The organism is Gardnerella sp. 30-4 (assembly GCF_001641215.1).
In the GTDB taxonomy this organism is placed as follows: Bacteria; Actinomycetota; Actinomycetes; order Actinomycetales; family Bifidobacteriaceae; genus Bifidobacterium; species Bifidobacterium leopoldii.
In genome coordinates, this window is the sequence record NZ_LXJL01000019.1 from 1 (window position 1) to 19,119 (window position 19,119).

Genomic DNA, 19,119 nt, shown 5'->3' on the forward strand with positions numbered 1-19,119 from the left:
AAAATACCATTCTTAATTCTATTCTCGATAATTTTTAATGCAATTTTTCACAATCGCAAAATTATCTCAATACGGCACCAATAGAAGAACGCAATTTTAAGCCAGCAGGTATTTGCCCAACTCCATGAGACATATCTGGGAATGCTGGCTCAGGCCCATGATTCATTAATCTCAAAGCTTCACGCACTGCCAACGACCCTAATTGTTGCATATCGAGACTCACAGTTGTAAGAGGTGGGAAAAAATCACTTATTGCCGGAATATCGCCGAAACCAACAACACTAATATCACTTGGAATTTTCAAACCGTGCTCATACAAGGAACGCACAACTCCTACTGCCTGCTCATCGCTTGAAGCAACAATAACAGTCGGCAATGCAATGCCATCTATGCCAAATTTCTCAATCATATGATTCATTCGCGCGTAGCTTTCAGAAGACTTCCACGAAGTACATTGCACAATATGCGAATGAATACCTTGAGCAGTTGAAAGTGAACGCCATGCAATGAGTCGCGTTGCAGCGCCTCTCCATTGCGAAGGACCTGCTATGTAAATGGCATTTCGATGTCCATAATGCGCAATAAGTGACACAATATCGTTCATTGCGCGAGATTGATTAATACCAATCATTGAATACTCAACGTTGCTATGAGAACGCAACATATTCATGCCTTCATGCGCGCTTATTGCACCATGAGTAGCAGTAACACATACGCACGGCTTAAGAATACGCGTACGACACAGTGACGTAAATATTGCATCTGTTGGAGCGTCAATTATTAATCCGTCGACATTTTGCTCTTCAAAACTCTCGCATAAATCTTGAATATCACTTTGTTCACATAATGTTTCGTTGACCATGCTAATAGAAAGAAAAAGACCGCGAGATTTTGCTTGCGCTTCTATAGGAGCAATAATGTTTCGAGATGTTCTATTTTCTGCACCAACAATAAGCCCTAAAGTACGCGATTTCTTAGTTGCTAATGCGCGTGCTGAATTACTCGGATAATACCCAAGCTGCTCAATAACTCGCAGAACTTTAATTCGCGTGCTAGCAGAAACATCAGGAGAATTATTAATAACGCGAGAAACAGTTTGATGACTTACACCAGCAGCGTGCGCAACATCGATCATTGACACGCGTTTTGCTTCATTTTTTGCCATATGCACCCTCGCTTATAAATGCCAAGACAATCTGTGCAAATCGCTAGGACCTACTTTTTTAATGGCATTGCGATGAGCTAAAGAACCGTAACCCTTATTACTTGCCCAATCGTAGGCTGCATATTGCGGATTTTTAGCAAGAGATACCATAAGATTATCCCTAGTAACTTTTGCCAAAACTGCAGCTGCAGCTACGCTCGCACACTGCCTGTCTGCTTTTACTAAAGTATGAACTTTTACAGGCTCATGAACGTAAGGAGCGTCAAAAGTATTTGCGACTTTGTCAATATAATCGCAAGGTCCATCCAATATTGCGGCAATACGAAAGTTTGAATTCGCACGCGTATCCGCATTTACGCTAAAACTTAACTTTTTAATATCTTCTTCAACTTTAGAAATTGCTTTTAACGCAGCGACACCAAGCGCATAGCTAATACCCCACTCATCAATTTCTGTGTTAGTGCAAGACCCGACTGCCCAAGTTGTACACCATTTTTGCAACGGTTCATAAAGCTCTTCTCGACGCTTTTCACTAAGCAATTTAGAATCAGCTAAGCCTTCAGGCATATAGTTTTCTTTTACTTGTTTAATTCCAATAACTGCAGCTCCTACCATCACAGGACCTGCAAGAGAGCCTCTTCCTACTTCGTCAAGACCAATCACCCAATCATAGCCTTCGCAAAGCAGATCTTGCTCATATTTAAACGATGGAATAAGCGGTATATTGGATGATTTATTTGGCATAATTGAAATCAGTTGATATAAGTCGCGCTAATATAATTTCGTTAATACTCATTGCGCTAATACTTTTATTTTGCAGGACGATCAGGCACATTGTTAAAATCATCATGGTGTTCGTCTAAAAGACCAATTCGATCAAGCGGCCACGATCTAAACACAGCAACGCCCTCGATTTTGGAAATCGGAACTAAACCGTCATCGCCATCATTGCGATGATATCGTGAATCCGCAGAATTAGAACGATTATCGCCCAAAACAAACACGTGACCAGCTTTAACTTTTACTTTAAATGGAAAAGCACTCGGGTCAACACCAGGACGAATATAGGAAGATTCTCGTATTGGAACACCGTTCACAACAATAGGCTGCCCAGCGCCTTTACATTCAACAGTATCTCCAGGCAAACCAATAAGACGCTTAATTAAATCCTTGCCAACAGCACCGGAAGAATTTTCACCACTCAACCAATGTGCAGGATCCTCAAAAACAACAATATCTCCACGTTTTAATGGGAATAAGCGCGGAGTTAGCTTAGTCGTAATAACATAATCGCCAATATGAATAGTATCTAGCATAGAGCCAGAAGGAATTGTGTAAGCTCCAAATAGGAACACACGAATAAGTATCACTACTAATACTGGAATACCGAACCATGTTATAGCATCGCGCAAAGTTAGGCGGTCATTTTTAGCACGCTTAGAATGTGCAAAATGCTTACCTTTTCTATTTTTGCGCTTAAACATGCGAGAGCCGGAAGGTAAATCTCCTTCCGGCTCTGGTGGAACCGGTGAAGGATCTATACCATGACCCGCTACTGAAACGATATGAGTATCGCTAATTTGCGTGTCATCAGTCATAACAAATACCCTTCACATAAGTTCCATTTTACTTAGCAGAGTTATCGCGACGCTCGGCAATACGAGCAGCCTTACCACGCAAAGCGCGCAAGTAGTAAAGCTTAGCGCGACGAACGCGACCGCTACGAACCAGCTTAATCGAATCGATAGCTGGAGAATGAAGTGGGAAACGACGCTCAACACCAGTGCCGAAGCTCACCTTACGAACAACGAAAGTTTCACGCACGCCAGCACCCTTACGAGCAATCACAACGCCGGTGAAAGTCTGAATACGAGTGTTGTTGCCTTCCTGAATCTTAACGTTGACATCAACGGTATCGCCAGGACGGAAAGCTGGAATTTCTTCAGCAGCCTTAAGATGCTTAGCATCAAATGCTTCTACAGCATTTACCATAATATTCCTCCATCGCCGCCGCATATCGACGCATAGTAAGCGTTAGCAACAAATGTGCTACGCAATTCTTTCCCCAAAAAGTTCGCTTTTTAGGGGGCTTCCGATCCGCGCAATCTTAAATAAGAAGCGACTAGACCTAAAAGATAAAAGAACTATGCGGCATCCCTTTATCGAAAGCATACAAATACCAAATTATGCTCAATAATGGACATTATTGAGCATAATTCCGCACTATTCCGCACTATTTCAGCGCACAACTCCATCGAGAGGAGCAGTTTCAACTGTACGAGTCAACTCGTCATCATCAGCGTCATAATCAAACAACTCGCCGTAACGACCCCAGCTAATTGCAATATCAAACTGCTGACGTGCCAAAGCATCCGTGTGCTTACTGCGCAACAAATCCAAAATCAGCTCGCCACGAAGCTTTCCGTTACGATTCCTACTCAAAGCTTGATCAATTGCGTGCACAAGAGGTGCATGTTCAATCGCAAGACGAGCAAAAACTTGCTTACTGTGCAAAATATCGGCATTATGCCACTCTTCACCCTCAGAAGTAATAGTAATATGACCGTTTTCTGCAGTAAGTAAATTAAGCATCGTGCCCGCATCGACAAGTGGGAACAAATCATCAATCTCAAACGACAAATCAGCTGCCAAATCAGCCAAATCAATGCCATCTGGGTTTTCAGAAATCACGTCAAGCAAACCAGCCATACCACCTGGTGTAGCGTTTGGAAGCAAATGAACAGCCACAGGCTCTGCCTTTGCCTCACCTGCTTCAGCTTCATCCTCACTTTGCTTATCTTCATCTTCATCGTCATGGTGGCGCTGAATAAGCATATCTGCAATTGCTGCAGCTTCGTTATCTTCAGCATCTTCATTAGTTGCATTATTTGCTTGATCTTGAGAATCAGCATCTTCGGAAGCGTCTTGCTCTGCAGCGCTTTCTGGAGCAGAACCAGTCAAAATAGCATACAGATTATCAACCATCGCTTCAAATTCAGCACTGTGCTTATCTCGAGGACGAGGCAAATCAACATTCACATCAGCAATTAAGTGACCTGGATGAGATCCAAGAACCACAACGCGATCAGCCATTTGCACAGCTTCTTCAATATTGTGCGTCACAATAAGCACAGACTTAATATCTCGCTCCTCGCTAGACCACAGCTTAAGAACTTCCTGACGCAAGTTTTCTGCAGTAAGCACATCGAGAGCAGAGAATGGCTCGTCCATAAACAATGCATCCGGTCGTAGCACCAACGCGCGCGCAATACCAACTCGCTGACGCATACCGCCGGAAAGTTCCTTAGGATATGCTGTTTCAAAGCCGTCCAAACCGATTGCGTCAATTGCAGCTAAAGCAAGCTCAGTACGCTTTTCTTTACTAACGCCTCTAGCGCGCAAACCAAGTTCCACATTGTCTTGTACTGTAAGCCACGGCATAAGAGCGAAGGTTTGAAATACGATTGCAACCCCTGGGTTTGGGCCTGTCAGCTCGCGTCCGCGATATGTTACTGTGCCTTCTGTTGGCTGCACAAGACCAGCCATTGTTCGTAGGAAAGTTGATTTTCCAGCACCAGAACGTCCTAATATTGCTACGATTTCACCTTCGCGAAGGGTGAAAGAAATATCGTGCAAAACGTGCTGAGTAGTGCCACTGTCAGAAGTGAAGCTTTGACTGATGTGCTTTGCGTCGATAATATCGCTTGTAATTGAGGATTGCACTTTTTTTGCATTGCTCTTTAAAGTATTCATAATTTTGCCAATCTTTTTCATAAAATTTTGTTATTTTAAGCGATTTATTAGTAAATTTTATTAGTCGATTTATTAGTCGATTTAATTCAATACGTAACGTTTTTCGGAAATACGTTGCATTGGCGACCAGAATAATCGGTTGCTTAAAACAACAATCAAGCTCATAACAGTTACGCCAACTAAAGTGCGCGCAGAATCTCCTAAAGTGGTTGCATTAGTAATATATGCACCCAAACCCTGAGTTTCCATGTGGTTCTTTCCATATTCCACAATCTCAGACACAATCGAAGCATTCCATGCACCGCCTGCAGCTGTAATACCGCCAGTGCACCATGAACCGAAAATAGATGGCAAAATAAGCGTCTTCCATCGCAAAGTACGATCCAAGCGGAAGCTGCGCGTCATTTCACGCAAATCATCAGGAATAGCACTAGCACCTGCAATAACATTGAATAGAATGTACCATTGCGTGCCAAGAGCCATCAAAATAATGCTTCCCCAACCAAGATCAATATGCCAAGCCATAAACCAAGCCATAGCAAACGGGAAGATGAAGTTTGCTGGGAAGCTAGCAAGAATTTGCACTATAGGCTGCATAATACGCGAAATCTTAGGATTCATGCCGATTACAACACCAACAGGAACCCAAATAAACGAGCTTATTAAAATCAACGCAGCAACGCGCATAAAAGTGATGCCACCAAGCATGCCTGCAGTAATAAACTCATGCAAACCTGCAGTTGTATACACAAAGTAAAGCATATGAGCAGCACCAGCAGCCACAATAATTATCATAATAACGTTAAATACCCAATCACCAAGCTTATGCTGAGCAGCCTTGTGAGGCCACTTGGAGCCTGTGCGACCGAATGGGCGCGTTACTTTTTCAAGCCACTCGCGAATTGGCAAAAACAGTTTACTAATAACTTCATCTGCATGAGAGTGACGAATAAGAGTCAAAATAGCACTGTGACGCTCATTATCAGATGCGCTTTGCGTAATACGGAAACGCTCAGCCCAAGCTGTAAGCGGTTTCCACAAGAAGAAGTCAAGTGCCAAAACAACAATCACCATCGACAAAATAGCCCACCAAATAAGACCAAGCTTATTTTCGGCAGCAGCTTGTGCCACAAAACTACCGATGCCAGGAAGAGCGTAAGTGTGATTATTTACGGAAATCATTTCCGAAGCTGTAAGGAAGAACCATCCGCCTCCAACAGACATCATGCAATTCCAAAGCAGCGGAATCATTGCGTTAGGCATGTCTAGCACCCAGAAACGTTGCCAATGCGTGAGTTGCAAACTACGAACTGCCTCATCCAGTTCCTTTGGCTCGCTGAGCAGCGAACGGTGGAACGAAAAAGTCATATTCCATGCTTGACTCGTAAAAATAGCAAAAATCGAAGCGGCTTCAACACCAAGCATCGATCCAGGGAAAATTACCAACCAAATGGTGACAGTTGCCGAAAGGAAGCCAAGAATTGGAACTGATTGCAAAATATCTAGAAGAGGAATAAGCACCTTGCCAAGCCTACGACTGCGAGCTGCAAGAGAGCCATAAACAATAGTAAAGATAAGAGATGCAACTAATGCGATCAGCATGCGAAATACTGAGCGCAAAGTGTAGTAAGGCAGATTGATTAAGTCCGTGGATACCTTAGATGGTATGCCACTTGGACCAATCGGTTGATTTATGCGCTGAATAAGGAAGGCAGTTACGCCAAAAACGGCAATAATGCCAACGCACACAATAATGTCCGACCAGAAACGAGTGTTCTCGTCGACTTGCACGCCTGCGCTTTCTTTGCGCGAAGTTGTAAATACGGTCATAATAAAGTCCTCGAATAGGCAATAAGTGGGTTCACTTTCGTGTATTTTTTATTTCTATTCATTTATTACGCAGATATCTATTGAGATTTCTATGCGAATTTCTATTTAGATTTTCGTAAATTCTTGCGTAGCCGTATCACCATTGATTACGTTACAGGCGCAAATAACTAGAACTCACGTTTTAACTCCACAAATTATATTTCGTAAGTTATATTTCGTAAGTTATATATTTCGCAAGTTTTGCAACCTAAATTCGGTGATTGCCGGCTTCATATATTCAGGAGGAACATCCGAACTACTACTGCCAATAGTGTCGGAGCCTTCATCAGTACGAGTACTAGAATTATGGCTTTTACTGTCATGTTTCACGGCAAATCACCTCCTTAAGTTAGTGCGCTGCCGGCGCAAATCTTCATCATTGAATCGGAGGTTTACAAGAGAACAGAGGCGCACCAAAACACACAAACGCATATTAAGCGTGCCACGTCGTTCAAGCTTCAGCTTCGCAGGGCGGTGGCGTTGCATTAGTCGAAGCCTTGAATTCGACAACGACTGTTAACCAGCGTGCAGTGTCTCCACTGTGTTGCGGCAGCAACCCGTATCCCCGTGGTAGCCTTACCTACCGACCGTGCTCATTATAAATTATTGTTGCAGTTGTGTCAACATGCAGCAAAACACATTGCAATGCCGCAAAAGGCGCAGCTTTATCGTTTAAAAATAGGATTTTTACGCAATAAAAAAGCTTTCGGCTTTGAATGAGCCCCTAGTAGCTCAAACAAAACCGAAAGCCAAACACACCCAACAGCAGAAAAAGCAAACAAGAACTAGCAAATGCCGTGAAAAAAGGAATTTTAGCAAAACAGCATAGCCAGTAAAACAAGCAAACTTAAATCCGCCAGAGCAAAGAGCCCTACACTCTATGCCATTGTTGAGTGCAAGATTATTGCGGTGAGCGCATTCATATTTGAAATACGCTCACCATGTACATTTAGCGCTTTAGCTTAGTGACGGATCTTGCGAAGAGCAGCACCCATGCCAGCAAGCACAGAAGCAGCAACAGCAGCCATAGCTACAGCAGCACCAGTCTTAGCTAAACCAGCGGCAGCGGCACCGTTTGCACCAGCAGCACCGTTTGCACCAGCGGCAGCACCGTTAGCATTGTTGTTCTGCTGAGCAGAAGCCTTGGTATCCTTACCCTTCTGAGTAGTAGCCTTAACTTCCTTACCAAACTTGCTATTCATAGCAGAAGCATAAGCTTCATTCATGCCTGGAATAGACTTCAGCTTTGGATCCAAAGGATCAGAAGTCTTAACTGGTGGCAACAAAGATGGATCTACACCGCCAGCAACAGCCTCATTGTAAGCAGCCTTGTAAAGAGCCAAAGCCTTATTGTAAATTGCTTCAGCCTTGAGAGCCTTCTTCAAAGCATCATCATAATTACCCTTAGCGGTCTGCCAAGCAGCAAGAGTACGAGTCACATGAGCAGCAGCACGCTTCATGGTATCAAACAAACGAGTCTCGGTAGCAGAATCGTTCACACCAGAAGCCTTGAAGAGCTGGTAAGCACGCTCAGCAGCATCAAAATCAGCCTTGCGCTTGTTGTACTCAGCCTGAGCTGCAACAGCAGCCTTATAAGCATCCATAAGGTTCTTCTTGGCAATAGCAAACTCGTTATCAGCATTGTCCAAGTTCATCTTAGCAAGACGAACCTTGTTAATAAGAGCCATCTTAATATCATGCTCAGTTAAATCTGGCTTAGCGCAATGATCGAGAACATACTTCGCACCAAGATATTTATCCTGAAGGTCAGCTACAGTGCGAGATTGCTCATCAAAAGCCTTCTGAGAAGTTACATGAGCATTGTAAGCATCCACATACTTCTGAACCCTCTCAAACAAATTATGTGAGACTGCAGCTGGATCAGCAGTATTTTCCAACAAGCCAGAAGCGTTAGTCTTAGTATAATGTTCAGCTTCAGAATCCTTTGCAGGAGCTGGAGAAACAGTCATACCATTAAGAACAGTCTGGGCACCAATATAAGTATCGTAAGCAGCGTCTGCAACGCGCTTAGCATCCTTATGATAAGGCGCTGGTACTGGGCACACTGTGCTGTAAGCCATTGCTGGAGCAGCAAAAGCGAAACCAGAGAGGAGGGTGGCGCCAGCAGCAAATGCGGCGATAGCCTTCTTATTCAACATAATATTTTCCTTTCTTCTTCTCCTTCGCACCATGTGTGCGAAGAAAAATCTAAATATTCACAACTTAAGTTTTTGTGAATAACTACCAGCGCAGAACGTCTGGCTGGAAGCTGCTATTAACATACCCCCCCCCCGTTCGCAAAAGTCAAGAGCAGACACGCAGCTCATTAACAAAAAACATCGATGTTTTTGCGGAAATATTTCAGTCAAACTATTTTTAAGAGTAAAAAATACAGTATTATGCGTTATTTTTCGTAAAAATGTCAATTTCAAGGTTTTTAAAGATTTTTCTCAGAAAACTCTCAGGAAACTCTTTAATACTCCCCCAACCAGCCGCAAAACCGTTGCAAAACCGCCATTCTGACGCGACACGCCGCGCGCTCTACGCAGTCTAACGATTACAAAACTCAGCGACAGATGCTAAACAAAAAAGCCTCTTGACGAATTAACGCCAAGAGGCTTATAAATCAACAATCGCTAAAAACGATTGCCTATATGACTACTATCTTACTTGCGATGAGCGCGATAGAAGCGAATCAAGCTCTGTGTAGAAGCATCCTGAGCTGCCAAAGCTTCATCATCCTTAGAAATTGCAGGAGTAATCTGCTTTGCAAGCTGCTTGCCAAGCTCCACACCCCACTGATCGTAGGAATCCAAGCCCCACACAGTGCCTTCAACGAAGGTAATGTGCTCGTAGAGAGCAATAAGCTCGCCCAAGCTAAATGGAGTCAAAGCATCGCCGAAAATGGACGTGGTTGGACGGTTGCCCTTGAACACGCGAGCTGGCACAATCTCCTCTGGAGTGCCTTCAGCGCGAACTTCATCAGCAGTCTTGCCGAAAGCAAGAGCCTTAGTCTGTGCAAGATAGTTGCCCAAGAAGAGCTCGTGCACATCCTGATCGCCATCCTTAGTAGGATTTGGCGTGTTCACGAAAGCAATGAAATCAGCTGGAATAAGCTGAGTGCCCTGGTGAATCAACTGGTAGAAAGCGTGCTGGCCGTTAGTACCTGGCTCACCCCAGAAGATTTCGCCGGTTTCGCTTGTTACAGGAGTGCCGTCCCAGCGCACAGACTTACCGTTGGATTCCATGGTGAGCTGCTGCAAATAAGCTGGGAAGCGGTGCAAGTATTGATCGTATGGAAGCACAGCGTGAGAAGCAACCTTGTAGAAGTTGCGGTACCAAACGTTGAGCATACCGAGAAGCACAACAACGTTCTTCTCGAATGGAGTCTCAGCGAAGTAAGTATCGATTGCATGGAAGCCCTTCAAGAACTCTTCGAAGCGCTCTGGACCGAGAACAACAGCCAAAGAAGTGCCGACAGCGGAATCCACAGAGTAACGACCGCCAACCCAGCTCCAGAAGCCAAAAGCGTTGGTTGGGTTGATGCCGAACTCTTCAACCTTTTCGAGGTTGGTGGAAACAGCCACGAAGTGCTTAGCAACAGCTTCAGCCTTCTTTGCGTCGCTTCCGTCAATAGCACTGCACTCCTGAAGCTTATTCAGCAACCAAGTGCGAGCGGTGCGAGCGTTGGTCAAAGTCTCCAAAGTAGTGAAGGTCTTGGAAACAATGATGAACAAAGTGGTTTCTGGATCCAAATCCTTGGTCTTTTCTGCCATATCGTTTGGATCAATGTTAGAAACGTAGCGAGCGCTAATACCAGCGTCAGCATATGGCTTCAAAGCTTCGTAAACCATGACCGGACCCAAATCAGAGCCGCCGATACCAATGTTTACAACGGTCTTAATGTTCTTGCCGGTAACGCCCTTCCAAGCGCCGGAACGAACTTCGTTAGCGAAATCGTAAATGCGACCCAACACTTCACGCACGTCTGCAACGGTATCTTGACCGTCAACAATGAACTTGCCAGCATCCTCTGCAGGACGACGCAAAGCAGTGTGCAAAACTGCACGATCTTCTGTATTATTAATGTGCACGCCAGTGTACATTGCCTTAGTGCGCTCGTCAAGCTTAACTGCCTTTGCAAGGTCTGCGAAAAGCTTAAGAGTTTCAGGCTTAATTAAATTCTTAGAAAGATCGAAGTGGAGATCTCCAGCTTCGAAGCTCAACTTATCCACGCGATTTGCATCCTCAGCAAACCACTTCTTCAGGCAAACACCTTCTGATTGCAACTCGTCGTAATGCTTCTGCAATGCAGCCCACTCTGGGGTTTTTACGGCGTCAACTGGCGGATTGATGGCCATTTCTAGGTCCTTTCATTTCTTCAACTTACGTGACAGCAATCGTCACTATAGTCCAATTCACAAGATACTCACAAAAGCAGACAGAAACACGCGAAGCTTAACACAAAAATGAACACAATCACACTGGTGCTGCGCGAAAGCAGGTCGTCGCGCCTGCGAGGAAAGAAATCCCACAAAACTCGCGCCACACTAAACGAATTGCAATACAAACTATGCAATACTTGCTTAATGACTATTATATTTTGTACGGCGCGCCCATTGGACAAATTTAAAAATATGATATATAGTAATTGATTTGTGCGCGAGTCGCGAATGCGTCTCGGGCAACATGCCGCTTTAGCTCAGTCGGTAGAGCGTCTCCCTCGTAATGAGAAGGTCGACAGTTCGATTCTGTCAAGCGGCTCTCTGACTCGCTCGAGTGTATTAATACTTTTGATTTGTTTTTATTCGCTCGATTATTTATATGAGTCTATGCGCGAGTGGCGGAATGGTAGACGCGCAGGATTTAGGTTCCTGTGTCTTACGACGTGTGGGTTCAAGTCCCATCTCGCGCACGAAATTTTTCGCTTATTCAGTAATAAATGCTTATTCGGTAATAAATAATGCCTGCAACTCCGGCAAAAGCGCGCGCAAAGCATTACCTCTGTGCGAAATAGCATTCTTTTCTTCTTGAGTCAGCTCCGCGCTAGTCAAACCTTTCATTTGCACACCATCGCGAATAGGCTGAAGATCTGGCACAAATAGCGGATCATAGCCGAAACCGTTAGTTCCGTGCACCTCGCGCAACAAGTGACCAACCATTTCTCCGACTCGAACAGTCTCAAAGCCGTGAGAATGCGACATAACACTGCCTTCAGGAACCTCACTGCACCCATCCGGAATAGCAAGAGCTGCAGCACAACGAAAACGAGCAGTACGACATTGATCTGGAATATCAGAAAGTTGGCGCAAAAGAAGCTCATTATTAGCTTTATCGTCCCCATGCACACCACTCCACCTGGCAGAAAGAATACCAGGGGCAGCACCAAGCACGTCGACAATAAGACCCGAATCGTCTGCAATAGCAGGATAACCTGTTCTTGCAGCAACATCACGCGCTTTGAGCAAAGCATTCTGTTCAAAAGTCACGCCAGTTTCCACAGGATCAGGCAAGCCAAGAGAACCTGCAGTTACTAACTCGAAACTGTTTGCCAGCTTCGACAATTGCTCCTCTAAAATTTGCTTAATTTCAACGAGTTTTCCCTCATTATGTGTTGCCACAATAAGCTTCACGCCCGTTCTCCTTCAATCTCTTCTATTTTGCTAAAGCGGCTTTTTGAGCAGCTTGCAATTCGCGATTACCTTTAGTTGCCAAATCAAGTAACGTATTTAATTCGTCGCGATTAAATGGACGATGTTCTGCAGTGCCTTGAATTTCAATGAAAGTGCCGGAACCTGTCATAGCTACGTTCATATCTGTCATAGCTTGACTGTCTTCAACATAAGGCAAATCAAGCATAGGCGTGCCGTTAATAACGCCTACAGAAACAGCGGAAATAGAATCCTTAATAACACTTGCAGCAGAGCGAATATGACCATTCTTTTCTGCCCAATTAAGCGCATCTACCAAAGCTACATAAGCTCCAGTTACAGAAGCAGTACGAGTTCCACCATCCGCTTGCAACACGTCGCAATCAATTTGAATCTGGCACTCACCCATTGCTTTCATATCGACTACACCGCGCAAGCAGCGACCAATAAGACGACTAATTTCGTGAGTGCGACCACCAATTTTTCCACGCACAGATTCGCGATCAGTTCGCTCAGCTGTTGCTCTAGGAAGCATAGAATATTCGGCAGTTACCCAACCCAAACCGGAATCTCTACGCCAACGAGGCACACCAACCGTAAAAGTTGCAGTGCACATTACGCGCGTATTGCCACACTCAATAAGCACAGAACCTTCAGGAACATCAGTAAATTTACGTGTTATGCGCACAGGTCGGAGCTCGTCAACATTACGACCGTCAACGCGAATTGGTTTTACAGATTCCAACATATCCTTGATTTGAGTCATACCTCACAAATTTAGCACGTGGCTGTTATCTTCTATTTCTTCTTCTTAGCGCGCAGCAATTTTGTACTAAAGCTGCTCAGAAAGCTTCATCCACTCATCCTCAAGAGCACTGGTTTCTTGCTCGTTTTTTTGGAGATCTTCGTTAAGAGATTGAAGTCCAACAAAGTCACTTGGGTTATGCGCAGCCATTTGCGCTTCAATTTGCGACTTTTCTTCTTCAAGCTTTGTAAGTTTTCGCTCGATTGCAGAAACTCGCCTTGCAGCATCGTGATAGGCTTTGCCTGTAAGTTTTGGCTCAGCTACTGTACTTTCTGAACTTTCTTTAGTTGTAGAATTTGCAGTACTTGAAGCATTCACAGTACTCGCAGTACTAATGCTATTTTCGTGATCACGCTGCAACTTTTCTACAATTTGCAAATACTCATCTACACCGCCTGGAAGGTGACGAATTTTGCCGTCAATAAGCGCAAATTGCTGGTCTGTTACGCGCTCAAGCAAGTAGCGATCGTGCGAAACAACAATCAAAGTGCCGGGCCAAGTATCGAGCAAATCCTCCATAACTGCAAGCATGTCAGTGTCAAGATCGTTTCCAGGCTCATCCATAATCAGCACGTTTGGCTCGTTTAGCAAAATCAGCAGCAACTGCATACGGCGCTTTTGACCGCCCGAAAGATCCGCAATTGGTGTCATAAGCTGCTCGGGCTTAAAACCAAGCCTTTCCATAAGCTGACCTGGAGTCACTTCTTTGCCATCGATAATATAGCTAGGCTTATAGCGACTTAAAACTTCTTTTACTTTATATTTTCCAAGCTTTTCAAGCTCTTCTAGCCGCTGCGAAAGCACAGCAAATTTTACAGTCTTGCCGATATTTACGTGTCCAAGCGTAGGCTTTAGAGACCCGTCAATAATGCTTAATAATGTTGATTTTCCTGCTCCATTCGCACCCACAATTCCAAAACGATCGCCTGGGCCTATAAGCCAAGTTGCATCGTCTAAAATCATGCGTCCAGTAATAGTTTTGCGCGATGCAGCTGAAGTTTCTGCAATGTTTTCTGCGCTCGTAGCAGTATTTTCAGAAGTATTTTCCGCAGTATTTTCAAAAGAATTTTCTTGACTCTCGTCAACGGCAATAGTAACGCTTCCTACGTGAGTTGGTTGCGCAAAAGCAGATTCTACAATATCGACTTTATTTGATTTTTCTGCATTATCTTCATCTAAAGATGCGTTTTCTACAATATCCGGATCGATATTTTTTAGCTGCTGAGCGTTGTCGAAAATTTGCGTAACGTCAATTAAATCAACAACTTGCTTACCAAGACGCGAAGTTGCCATTTTCTTCAATTCAAGAGTGTCTCTTAGCGGCGGCACATCTGCAATAAGCTCACGCGCTTGCTTTACGTGGAATTTTTGCTTAGTAGAACGCGCACGAGCACCCCTAGAAAGCCAAGCTAACTCTTTTCTTGCCAAATTTCTGCGACGCTCTTCGCGCACATCCGCTTGGCGTTCACGCTCCACGCGTTGCATCATATAAGCGCTGTAACCACCCTCGAAAGGATCAATTACGCCGTCGTGCACTTCCCACATCGAAGTGCAAACCTCATCCAAGAACCAACGGTCGTGCGTCACAATCAAAAGCGCACCTTGACCGTCCTGCCAACGGTGAAGAAGATGCTCCGCAAGCCAATGAATCGTCACAACGTCCAAATGATTCGTAGGCTCATCCAAAGCCAAAATATCCCAATCGTGCAACAATAATCTTGCTAAATCTGCGCGCCTGCGCTGGCCTCCAGAAAGCGTGCCTACTTTTGCTTCCAAATTTATGCCACCAAGAAGCGCTTCTACAATTTCGCGTGAACGCTGATCTGCAGCCCACTCGTAATCTTCGCGATTTTCAAGAGCAGCCTCGCGCACAGTTGCGTTATCGTCCAATGGATCGCGCTGATCCAACATGCCAAAAGTAAGCCCTCCGCGCTTTGTAACGCGACCAGAATCAGGCTGCATTGTACCGGCAAGTAGCCGAAGTAGCGTTGACTTTCCGTCACCATTTTTTCCAACAATACCTATTCTGTCGCCTTCAAAAACACCTTGAGTTACGTCTGTAAAAATCGTTTTTGTAGCAAATTCTAGCGAAACTCGTTCTAATCCCAAATCATACGTAGGCATAATCCACAAATATAGCTGAACACTTATACGAAAGGATATAGAAGGAATATGGAAAAATGCGATCGCAAATGCGAACACGAAGCTTAAAAGCGCTTGTGTTGGTAGTAGGACTATAATAATACGTGCTATGAAAACTCAGAACAATCAACAAAATATGCAGAGCAAACACAATCAAAATAATCAAAACAACTCACATGCGCAACACAACGAAGATGGAGTTTTGAGATTAGATGGCGATGAAACACGTCCTGGAGACCCAACGCAGGAACTTTTGAACGCTTTAGGCACAACTATTTCGCCGGATCTTTTGGTAGAAGCACTCACCCACCGCTCGTTCTCGCACGAGCATCCTGGCACACGAAATTATGAGCGACTTGAGTTTTTGGGCGATGCTGTGCTTGAGTTAGTTTCTACGGAAACGCTGTTTTCTGCACATCCAGACATGACTGAAGGTCAGCTTGCAAAGATGCGAGCGAAAGCTGTGTCTGAATGGGCACTTTCGGCTGTTGCGCGCGAAAAGCTGCATGTTGGCGCGTATATTCTTCTCGGTCGCGGAGAAATGGAGCAGGGCGGAAATAATAAAGATTCAATTTTGTGCGATATTGTTGAAGCGCTTATTGGCGCAACTTTTGTTGAGCATGGAATTGATGAAGCTCGCAGAGTTGTGCATCGTTTGATTGACGACACTTTGGCGGAAGTGCTAACTGAAGGACCAGCTCTCGATTGGAAGACTTCGCTTACAGTCAAAGCTCACGATATGGGTTTGGAAGATCCAGAGTATCGAATGGCTGTTTCTGGGCCAGAATACGCACCAGTATTTGAGGCTCGCGCGGTTTTGGCGCATAAGGATGGCGACGAAGTGCTGGGAGTCGGAAGTGGCTCTAGCAAACGAAAAGCGCAACTCGCAGCCGCCGAAATCGCTTGGCACGCACTCGACGCGCGTAAGTAACACCCACCCCTCACAGCCACAATACGCAAGAAAAAGAAAAACCCTGCCACCCGTCGATGGCAGGGTTTCTGTTAATAAAACCTACTTGGTGTGCTCGGAGCGAATAGCTTCACGGTAAACACGACCACGGAAGGTTCCGCAAGATGGGCAAGCCATGTGTGGGAATGCCTGAGAACCGCAGTTCGGGCAAGTCACAGTCTGCACGGCAGACGCCTTCCAATTAGCGCGACGCGAATGCGTATTAGCACGCGAGGTCTTGTACTTAGGCAGTGCCATAATTCTTTCCTCTATTTCGTTCAATCGATTGAGCTTAAGCGTTCTGTATATTACAGCAAGCGCCGTACAAATTGCGCAACCTAATTTCTCTTTAGTGCGACAGAAACTTTACAAACGTGCGCAGTTTATGCCGCTTTTCAGCCCAAAAACGACCTTTTCTTTACACTACTGTAAAGTTTCGGTCGGGAATCAGCTCAAAAACGGCAGAAACTTTACAACTCGCTAAAATTAATGCCGCTCTTCATTCTGCTCAAGCTGAGCTTTCAAATCCTCTAAAGCAGCAAAACGAATATCCGTAACGTCGTGATGATGATCTGGATGCTCGTTTAAGTTTTCGCCACACTGAGAGCAAAGTCCGCGGCAATCCGGCTCGCACAACGGCTGCAACGGCAACTCACTTACCATCGTGTCGCGAATAAGAGCCTCAATATCCGCAAAATCGCCACCCGCAACTAGCGGATACACATTGCCTGACTCGTCATTTTCATCCCAAATTTGCGATTCAGCTTCATCCGCATCGCCACGAGTATTGCGATTATCAGAACGATTAGAACGCGAGTCAGCATATGGGAAGAATACACACACATCCACTTTCCAATCGCGACGAAGCGGCATCAAGCATCGAGTACATTCTGCATGCACCGGAGCAGTAATACTGCCCTGAAACATTAAGCCGTCAACCACAGCATCAAAATCGCCATCAACCATAACATCACTGCCTGGCTTTACGCCAATAACGTAATCTCCAATGCCTTCCGGCGCCGGAAATACGCGATGCAACGACATGCTACTACCAGCGCGCGCAGCCATTTGCGCTACTGGAACAGCCCATGGTGATTGGGATGGATGCGAAGCCATTACTAATTCCTTTCCTCTTCATCATCGTCATACAATGATGAGCTAATGTCGTTTTGTACGTGCGCTGCAGCTCGGCGACGATCTTCTAACACTCGCTGACCCGCTTGCACGTCTTGCTCTAATTTATCTAGCTGCTGCTTTAAGCCTTCCATAACAGTTGCGCAATACTGATCCGCACCTTGCGTAAGCTTGTCTGATTTTGCTTGCGCAGTAGCGAGAATATCGCGAGCTTTCTGTTTTGCTAAAGCCGTTACGTTTTCTTGACCTGCTAAGAATTGAGCACGCTCTTGCGCTTCTTCAATTATTTCTGCAGATTGAGATTGCGCTGAGGAAACAATAGAGCTTGCTTGTGCTTGCGCTGTACGCAAACGTCGCTCTGCTTCTCGCATTAATGCAGAAGCTCGCTCCAATTGCACAGGAAGCATATCTTTCAAACGCGCTAACTGGTCAACGAACTCATCGCGATCAATTTTTACCATTCCTGCAGCAAACAGAACATTCTTTGCTTCCGAAAGGGCTGCTTCCATTGCATCAATAATGTCGTAAACTGTTGTAAATTCAGCGCGACTCTTTGAGCGCACTTCATCGCTTACTGCTTCTGCAGCTACTTTTGAAGTTTCAGATTCATTTTCTTCAAAGTCAATAACGCCACCGTCTTCTCTTTCTCGTAAATCTGGAAGAGGGAAAGGAGAAAATGATGCTGGCGAAGAAGCTGCTTTGCTATTTTTATTGTTCTTATTTGCACTATCAGCGCCATTATCTCGCACATCTTCCGCAGCAGAAACACTTCCAACTGCCGCAACAGATGACGTTTCTGTATTGTCAGCATCTGAGTCAACTAATAGGTCGCCTTTACGCGCACTTCGCACGTCGGATTGCGTTGTATTTACAACGCCGTCTTGAGCATCTTCTTCATCTGCAAGAACCGGATGCAATGGAAGCTTTTGATTGCGATCAACTTGCACTTCGCGCTCCATTGTGTCGTCTCCTTCACTAGATAATCCAGAAGTTGCGTCAGTAAGTTCATTTTTATTTGTCATCTTCTACTCTCCTGTTCAATTGTTCAGCATAGATGAATTATTATCTACGCCTAATGATTGTTCATTAAAAAGCTTTTTTAATAAGGGTATTACGTTATCTGGAACCATGCCAGTAACATTTCCCCCATGACGAGCAACATCTTTAACCACAGAGCTTGAAACATGCTCAAGCACAGGATCAGCAGGCAGAAAAAGCGTTTCGATACCTGCTAATTTGCGGTTCACTAGCGCCATTCCAAGTTCTGCCTCATAATCACCGTTTTGACGTAAGCCTTTTACGATTACTGTAGCACCAACTTTTGTACAGTAATCAGTAATCAAACCAGCTGTTGAAGTTACTACTATTTTGCAATTGCGATTGAAACTATTCTGAGCTTGCGGCAAATTATTTATTGCTTCTTGAATAATTTTTACGCGCTCAGATTCAGGAAATAACGGAGTCTTTGCAGCATTTACCGCAACTAGCACATGTACTTCATCAAATAGATGCGTACAACGTTGTATTACGTCTAAATGGCCGGCAGTGACTGGATCATACGAGCCGGGGCACACAGCTATAGTCATGCTCTTAGATTATCACCCATTGCGCTCAGAACAAAAATATATTAATAAAATAGCGTTACTTTTAT

At 44.7% G+C, this 19,119-nt stretch carries 17 protein-coding genes, 2 tRNA genes and 1 riboswitch; of the genes, 3 read left to right on the forward strand and 16 right to left on the reverse strand.

The window, feature by feature from the left end:
• Positions 1 to 61 precede the first annotated feature (61 nt).
• The 9 genes from A5294_RS01815 to pgi all read right to left on the reverse strand — a co-directional run bounded on the left by A5294_RS01815 (position 62) and on the right by pgi (position 11,148).
• Positions 62 to 1,165, reverse strand: a complete 1,104-nt coding sequence (locus tag A5294_RS01815) for a LacI family DNA-binding transcriptional regulator (RefSeq protein ID WP_004105321.1) — start codon at positions 1,163 to 1,165, stop codon at positions 62 to 64.
• Positions 1,166 to 1,177: 12 nt separating this feature from the next.
• Complete coding sequence (locus A5294_RS01820) at positions 1,178 to 1,909, reverse strand: ribonuclease HII (protein ID WP_064340299.1); 732 nt, start codon at positions 1,907 to 1,909, stop codon at positions 1,178 to 1,180.
• Positions 1,910 to 1,974: 65 nt separating this feature from the next.
• Positions 1,975 to 2,763, reverse strand: coding sequence for a signal peptidase I (gene lepB / locus A5294_RS01825; RefSeq protein WP_004105326.1), 789 nt, complete (start codon positions 2,761 to 2,763; stop codon positions 1,975 to 1,977).
• A gap of 28 nt (positions 2,764 to 2,791) precedes the next feature.
• Positions 2,792 to 3,157, reverse strand: coding sequence for a 50S ribosomal protein L19 (gene rplS / locus A5294_RS01830; RefSeq protein WP_004105329.1), 366 nt, complete (start codon positions 3,155 to 3,157; stop codon positions 2,792 to 2,794).
• A 246-nt stretch (positions 3,158 to 3,403) separates the two neighbouring features.
• Positions 3,404 to 4,918 (reverse strand): nitrate/sulfonate/bicarbonate ABC transporter ATP-binding protein, encoded by a 1,515-nt coding sequence (locus tag A5294_RS01835; protein ID WP_032842404.1) that lies wholly within the window; start codon positions 4,916 to 4,918, stop codon positions 3,404 to 3,406.
• 81 nt (positions 4,919 to 4,999) lie between these two features.
• On the reverse strand, positions 5,000 to 6,748 hold the full coding sequence (locus A5294_RS01840; protein WP_064340300.1) for an ABC transporter permease subunit: 1,749 nt from the start codon (positions 6,746 to 6,748) through the stop codon (positions 5,000 to 5,002).
• A 222-nt stretch (positions 6,749 to 6,970) separates the two neighbouring features.
• Entirely contained in the window at positions 6,971 to 7,117 is a 147-nt protein-coding gene (locus A5294_RS06770; RefSeq protein ID WP_004574037.1) for a hypothetical protein, read from the reverse strand.
• A gap of 103 nt (positions 7,118 to 7,220) precedes the next feature.
• A riboswitch (M-box (ykoK) riboswitch) is annotated at positions 7,221 to 7,382 on the reverse strand.
• A 367-nt stretch (positions 7,383 to 7,749) separates the two neighbouring features.
• Positions 7,750 to 8,946, reverse strand: a complete 1,197-nt coding sequence (locus tag A5294_RS01845; RefSeq protein WP_064340301.1) for a hypothetical protein — start codon at positions 8,944 to 8,946, stop codon at positions 7,750 to 7,752.
• A gap of 507 nt (positions 8,947 to 9,453) precedes the next feature.
• On the reverse strand, positions 9,454 to 11,148 hold the full coding sequence (pgi, locus tag A5294_RS01850; RefSeq protein ID WP_064340302.1) for a glucose-6-phosphate isomerase: 1,695 nt from the start codon (positions 11,146 to 11,148) through the stop codon (positions 9,454 to 9,456).
• Between the two features lie 330 nt (positions 11,149 to 11,478).
• Between pgi and A5294_RS01855 the strand changes: the two genes are divergently transcribed.
• Together A5294_RS01855 and A5294_RS01860 are read left to right on the forward strand one after the other, a co-directional pair.
• Positions 11,479 to 11,551, forward strand: a tRNA-Thr gene (locus A5294_RS01855).
• 70 nt (positions 11,552 to 11,621) lie between these two features.
• Positions 11,622 to 11,702: transfer RNA gene (locus tag A5294_RS01860), tRNA-Leu, on the forward strand.
• Positions 11,703 to 11,733: 31 nt separating this feature from the next.
• On the opposite strand, the gene A5294_RS01865 is transcribed toward A5294_RS01860, so the two are convergent.
• The 3 genes from A5294_RS01865 to A5294_RS01875 form a co-directional block, all read right to left on the reverse strand.
• On the reverse strand, positions 11,734 to 12,420 hold the full coding sequence (locus A5294_RS01865) for a non-canonical purine NTP pyrophosphatase (protein ID WP_004105345.1): 687 nt from the start codon (positions 12,418 to 12,420) through the stop codon (positions 11,734 to 11,736).
• 22 nt (positions 12,421 to 12,442) lie between these two features.
• Positions 12,443 to 13,204 (reverse strand): ribonuclease PH, encoded by a 762-nt coding sequence (rph, locus tag A5294_RS01870; protein WP_004105347.1) that lies wholly within the window; start codon positions 13,202 to 13,204, stop codon positions 12,443 to 12,445.
• Between the two features lie 66 nt (positions 13,205 to 13,270).
• Positions 13,271 to 15,367 (reverse strand): ABC-F family ATP-binding cassette domain-containing protein, encoded by a 2,097-nt coding sequence (locus tag A5294_RS01875; RefSeq protein ID WP_064340303.1) that lies wholly within the window; start codon positions 15,365 to 15,367, stop codon positions 13,271 to 13,273.
• Positions 15,368 to 15,494: 127 nt separating this feature from the next.
• Here A5294_RS01875 and rnc point away from each other — a divergent pair, with 127 nt between their 5' ends.
• Entirely contained in the window at positions 15,495 to 16,316 is an 822-nt protein-coding gene (gene rnc / locus A5294_RS01880; RefSeq protein WP_004105351.1) for a ribonuclease III, read from the forward strand.
• A gap of 81 nt (positions 16,317 to 16,397) precedes the next feature.
• On the opposite strand, the gene rpmF is transcribed toward rnc, so the two are convergent.
• The 4 genes from rpmF to coaD form a co-directional block, all read right to left on the reverse strand.
• Positions 16,398 to 16,592 carry a 50S ribosomal protein L32 gene (gene rpmF, locus A5294_RS01885; protein ID WP_004574042.1) on the reverse strand — a complete coding sequence of 65 codons (195 nt, stop codon included), beginning with the start codon at positions 16,590 to 16,592 and terminating at the stop codon, positions 16,398 to 16,400.
• A 228-nt stretch (positions 16,593 to 16,820) separates the two neighbouring features.
• A complete protein-coding gene (locus A5294_RS01890) occupies positions 16,821 to 17,450 on the reverse strand; it encodes a DUF177 domain-containing protein (protein ID WP_004574043.1) in 630 nt (209 codons plus the stop codon).
• Between the two features lie 2 nt (positions 17,451 to 17,452).
• The gene (locus tag A5294_RS01895) at positions 17,453 to 18,490 is read right to left on the reverse strand and encodes a hypothetical protein (protein WP_064340304.1); all 1,038 of its coding nucleotides are present in this window, start codon (positions 18,488 to 18,490) and stop codon (positions 17,453 to 17,455) included.
• Between the two features lie 15 nt (positions 18,491 to 18,505).
• A complete protein-coding gene (coaD, locus tag A5294_RS01900) occupies positions 18,506 to 19,054 on the reverse strand; it encodes a pantetheine-phosphate adenylyltransferase (protein WP_032835291.1) in 549 nt (182 codons plus the stop codon).
• Positions 19,055 to 19,119: the final 65 nt, after the last annotated feature.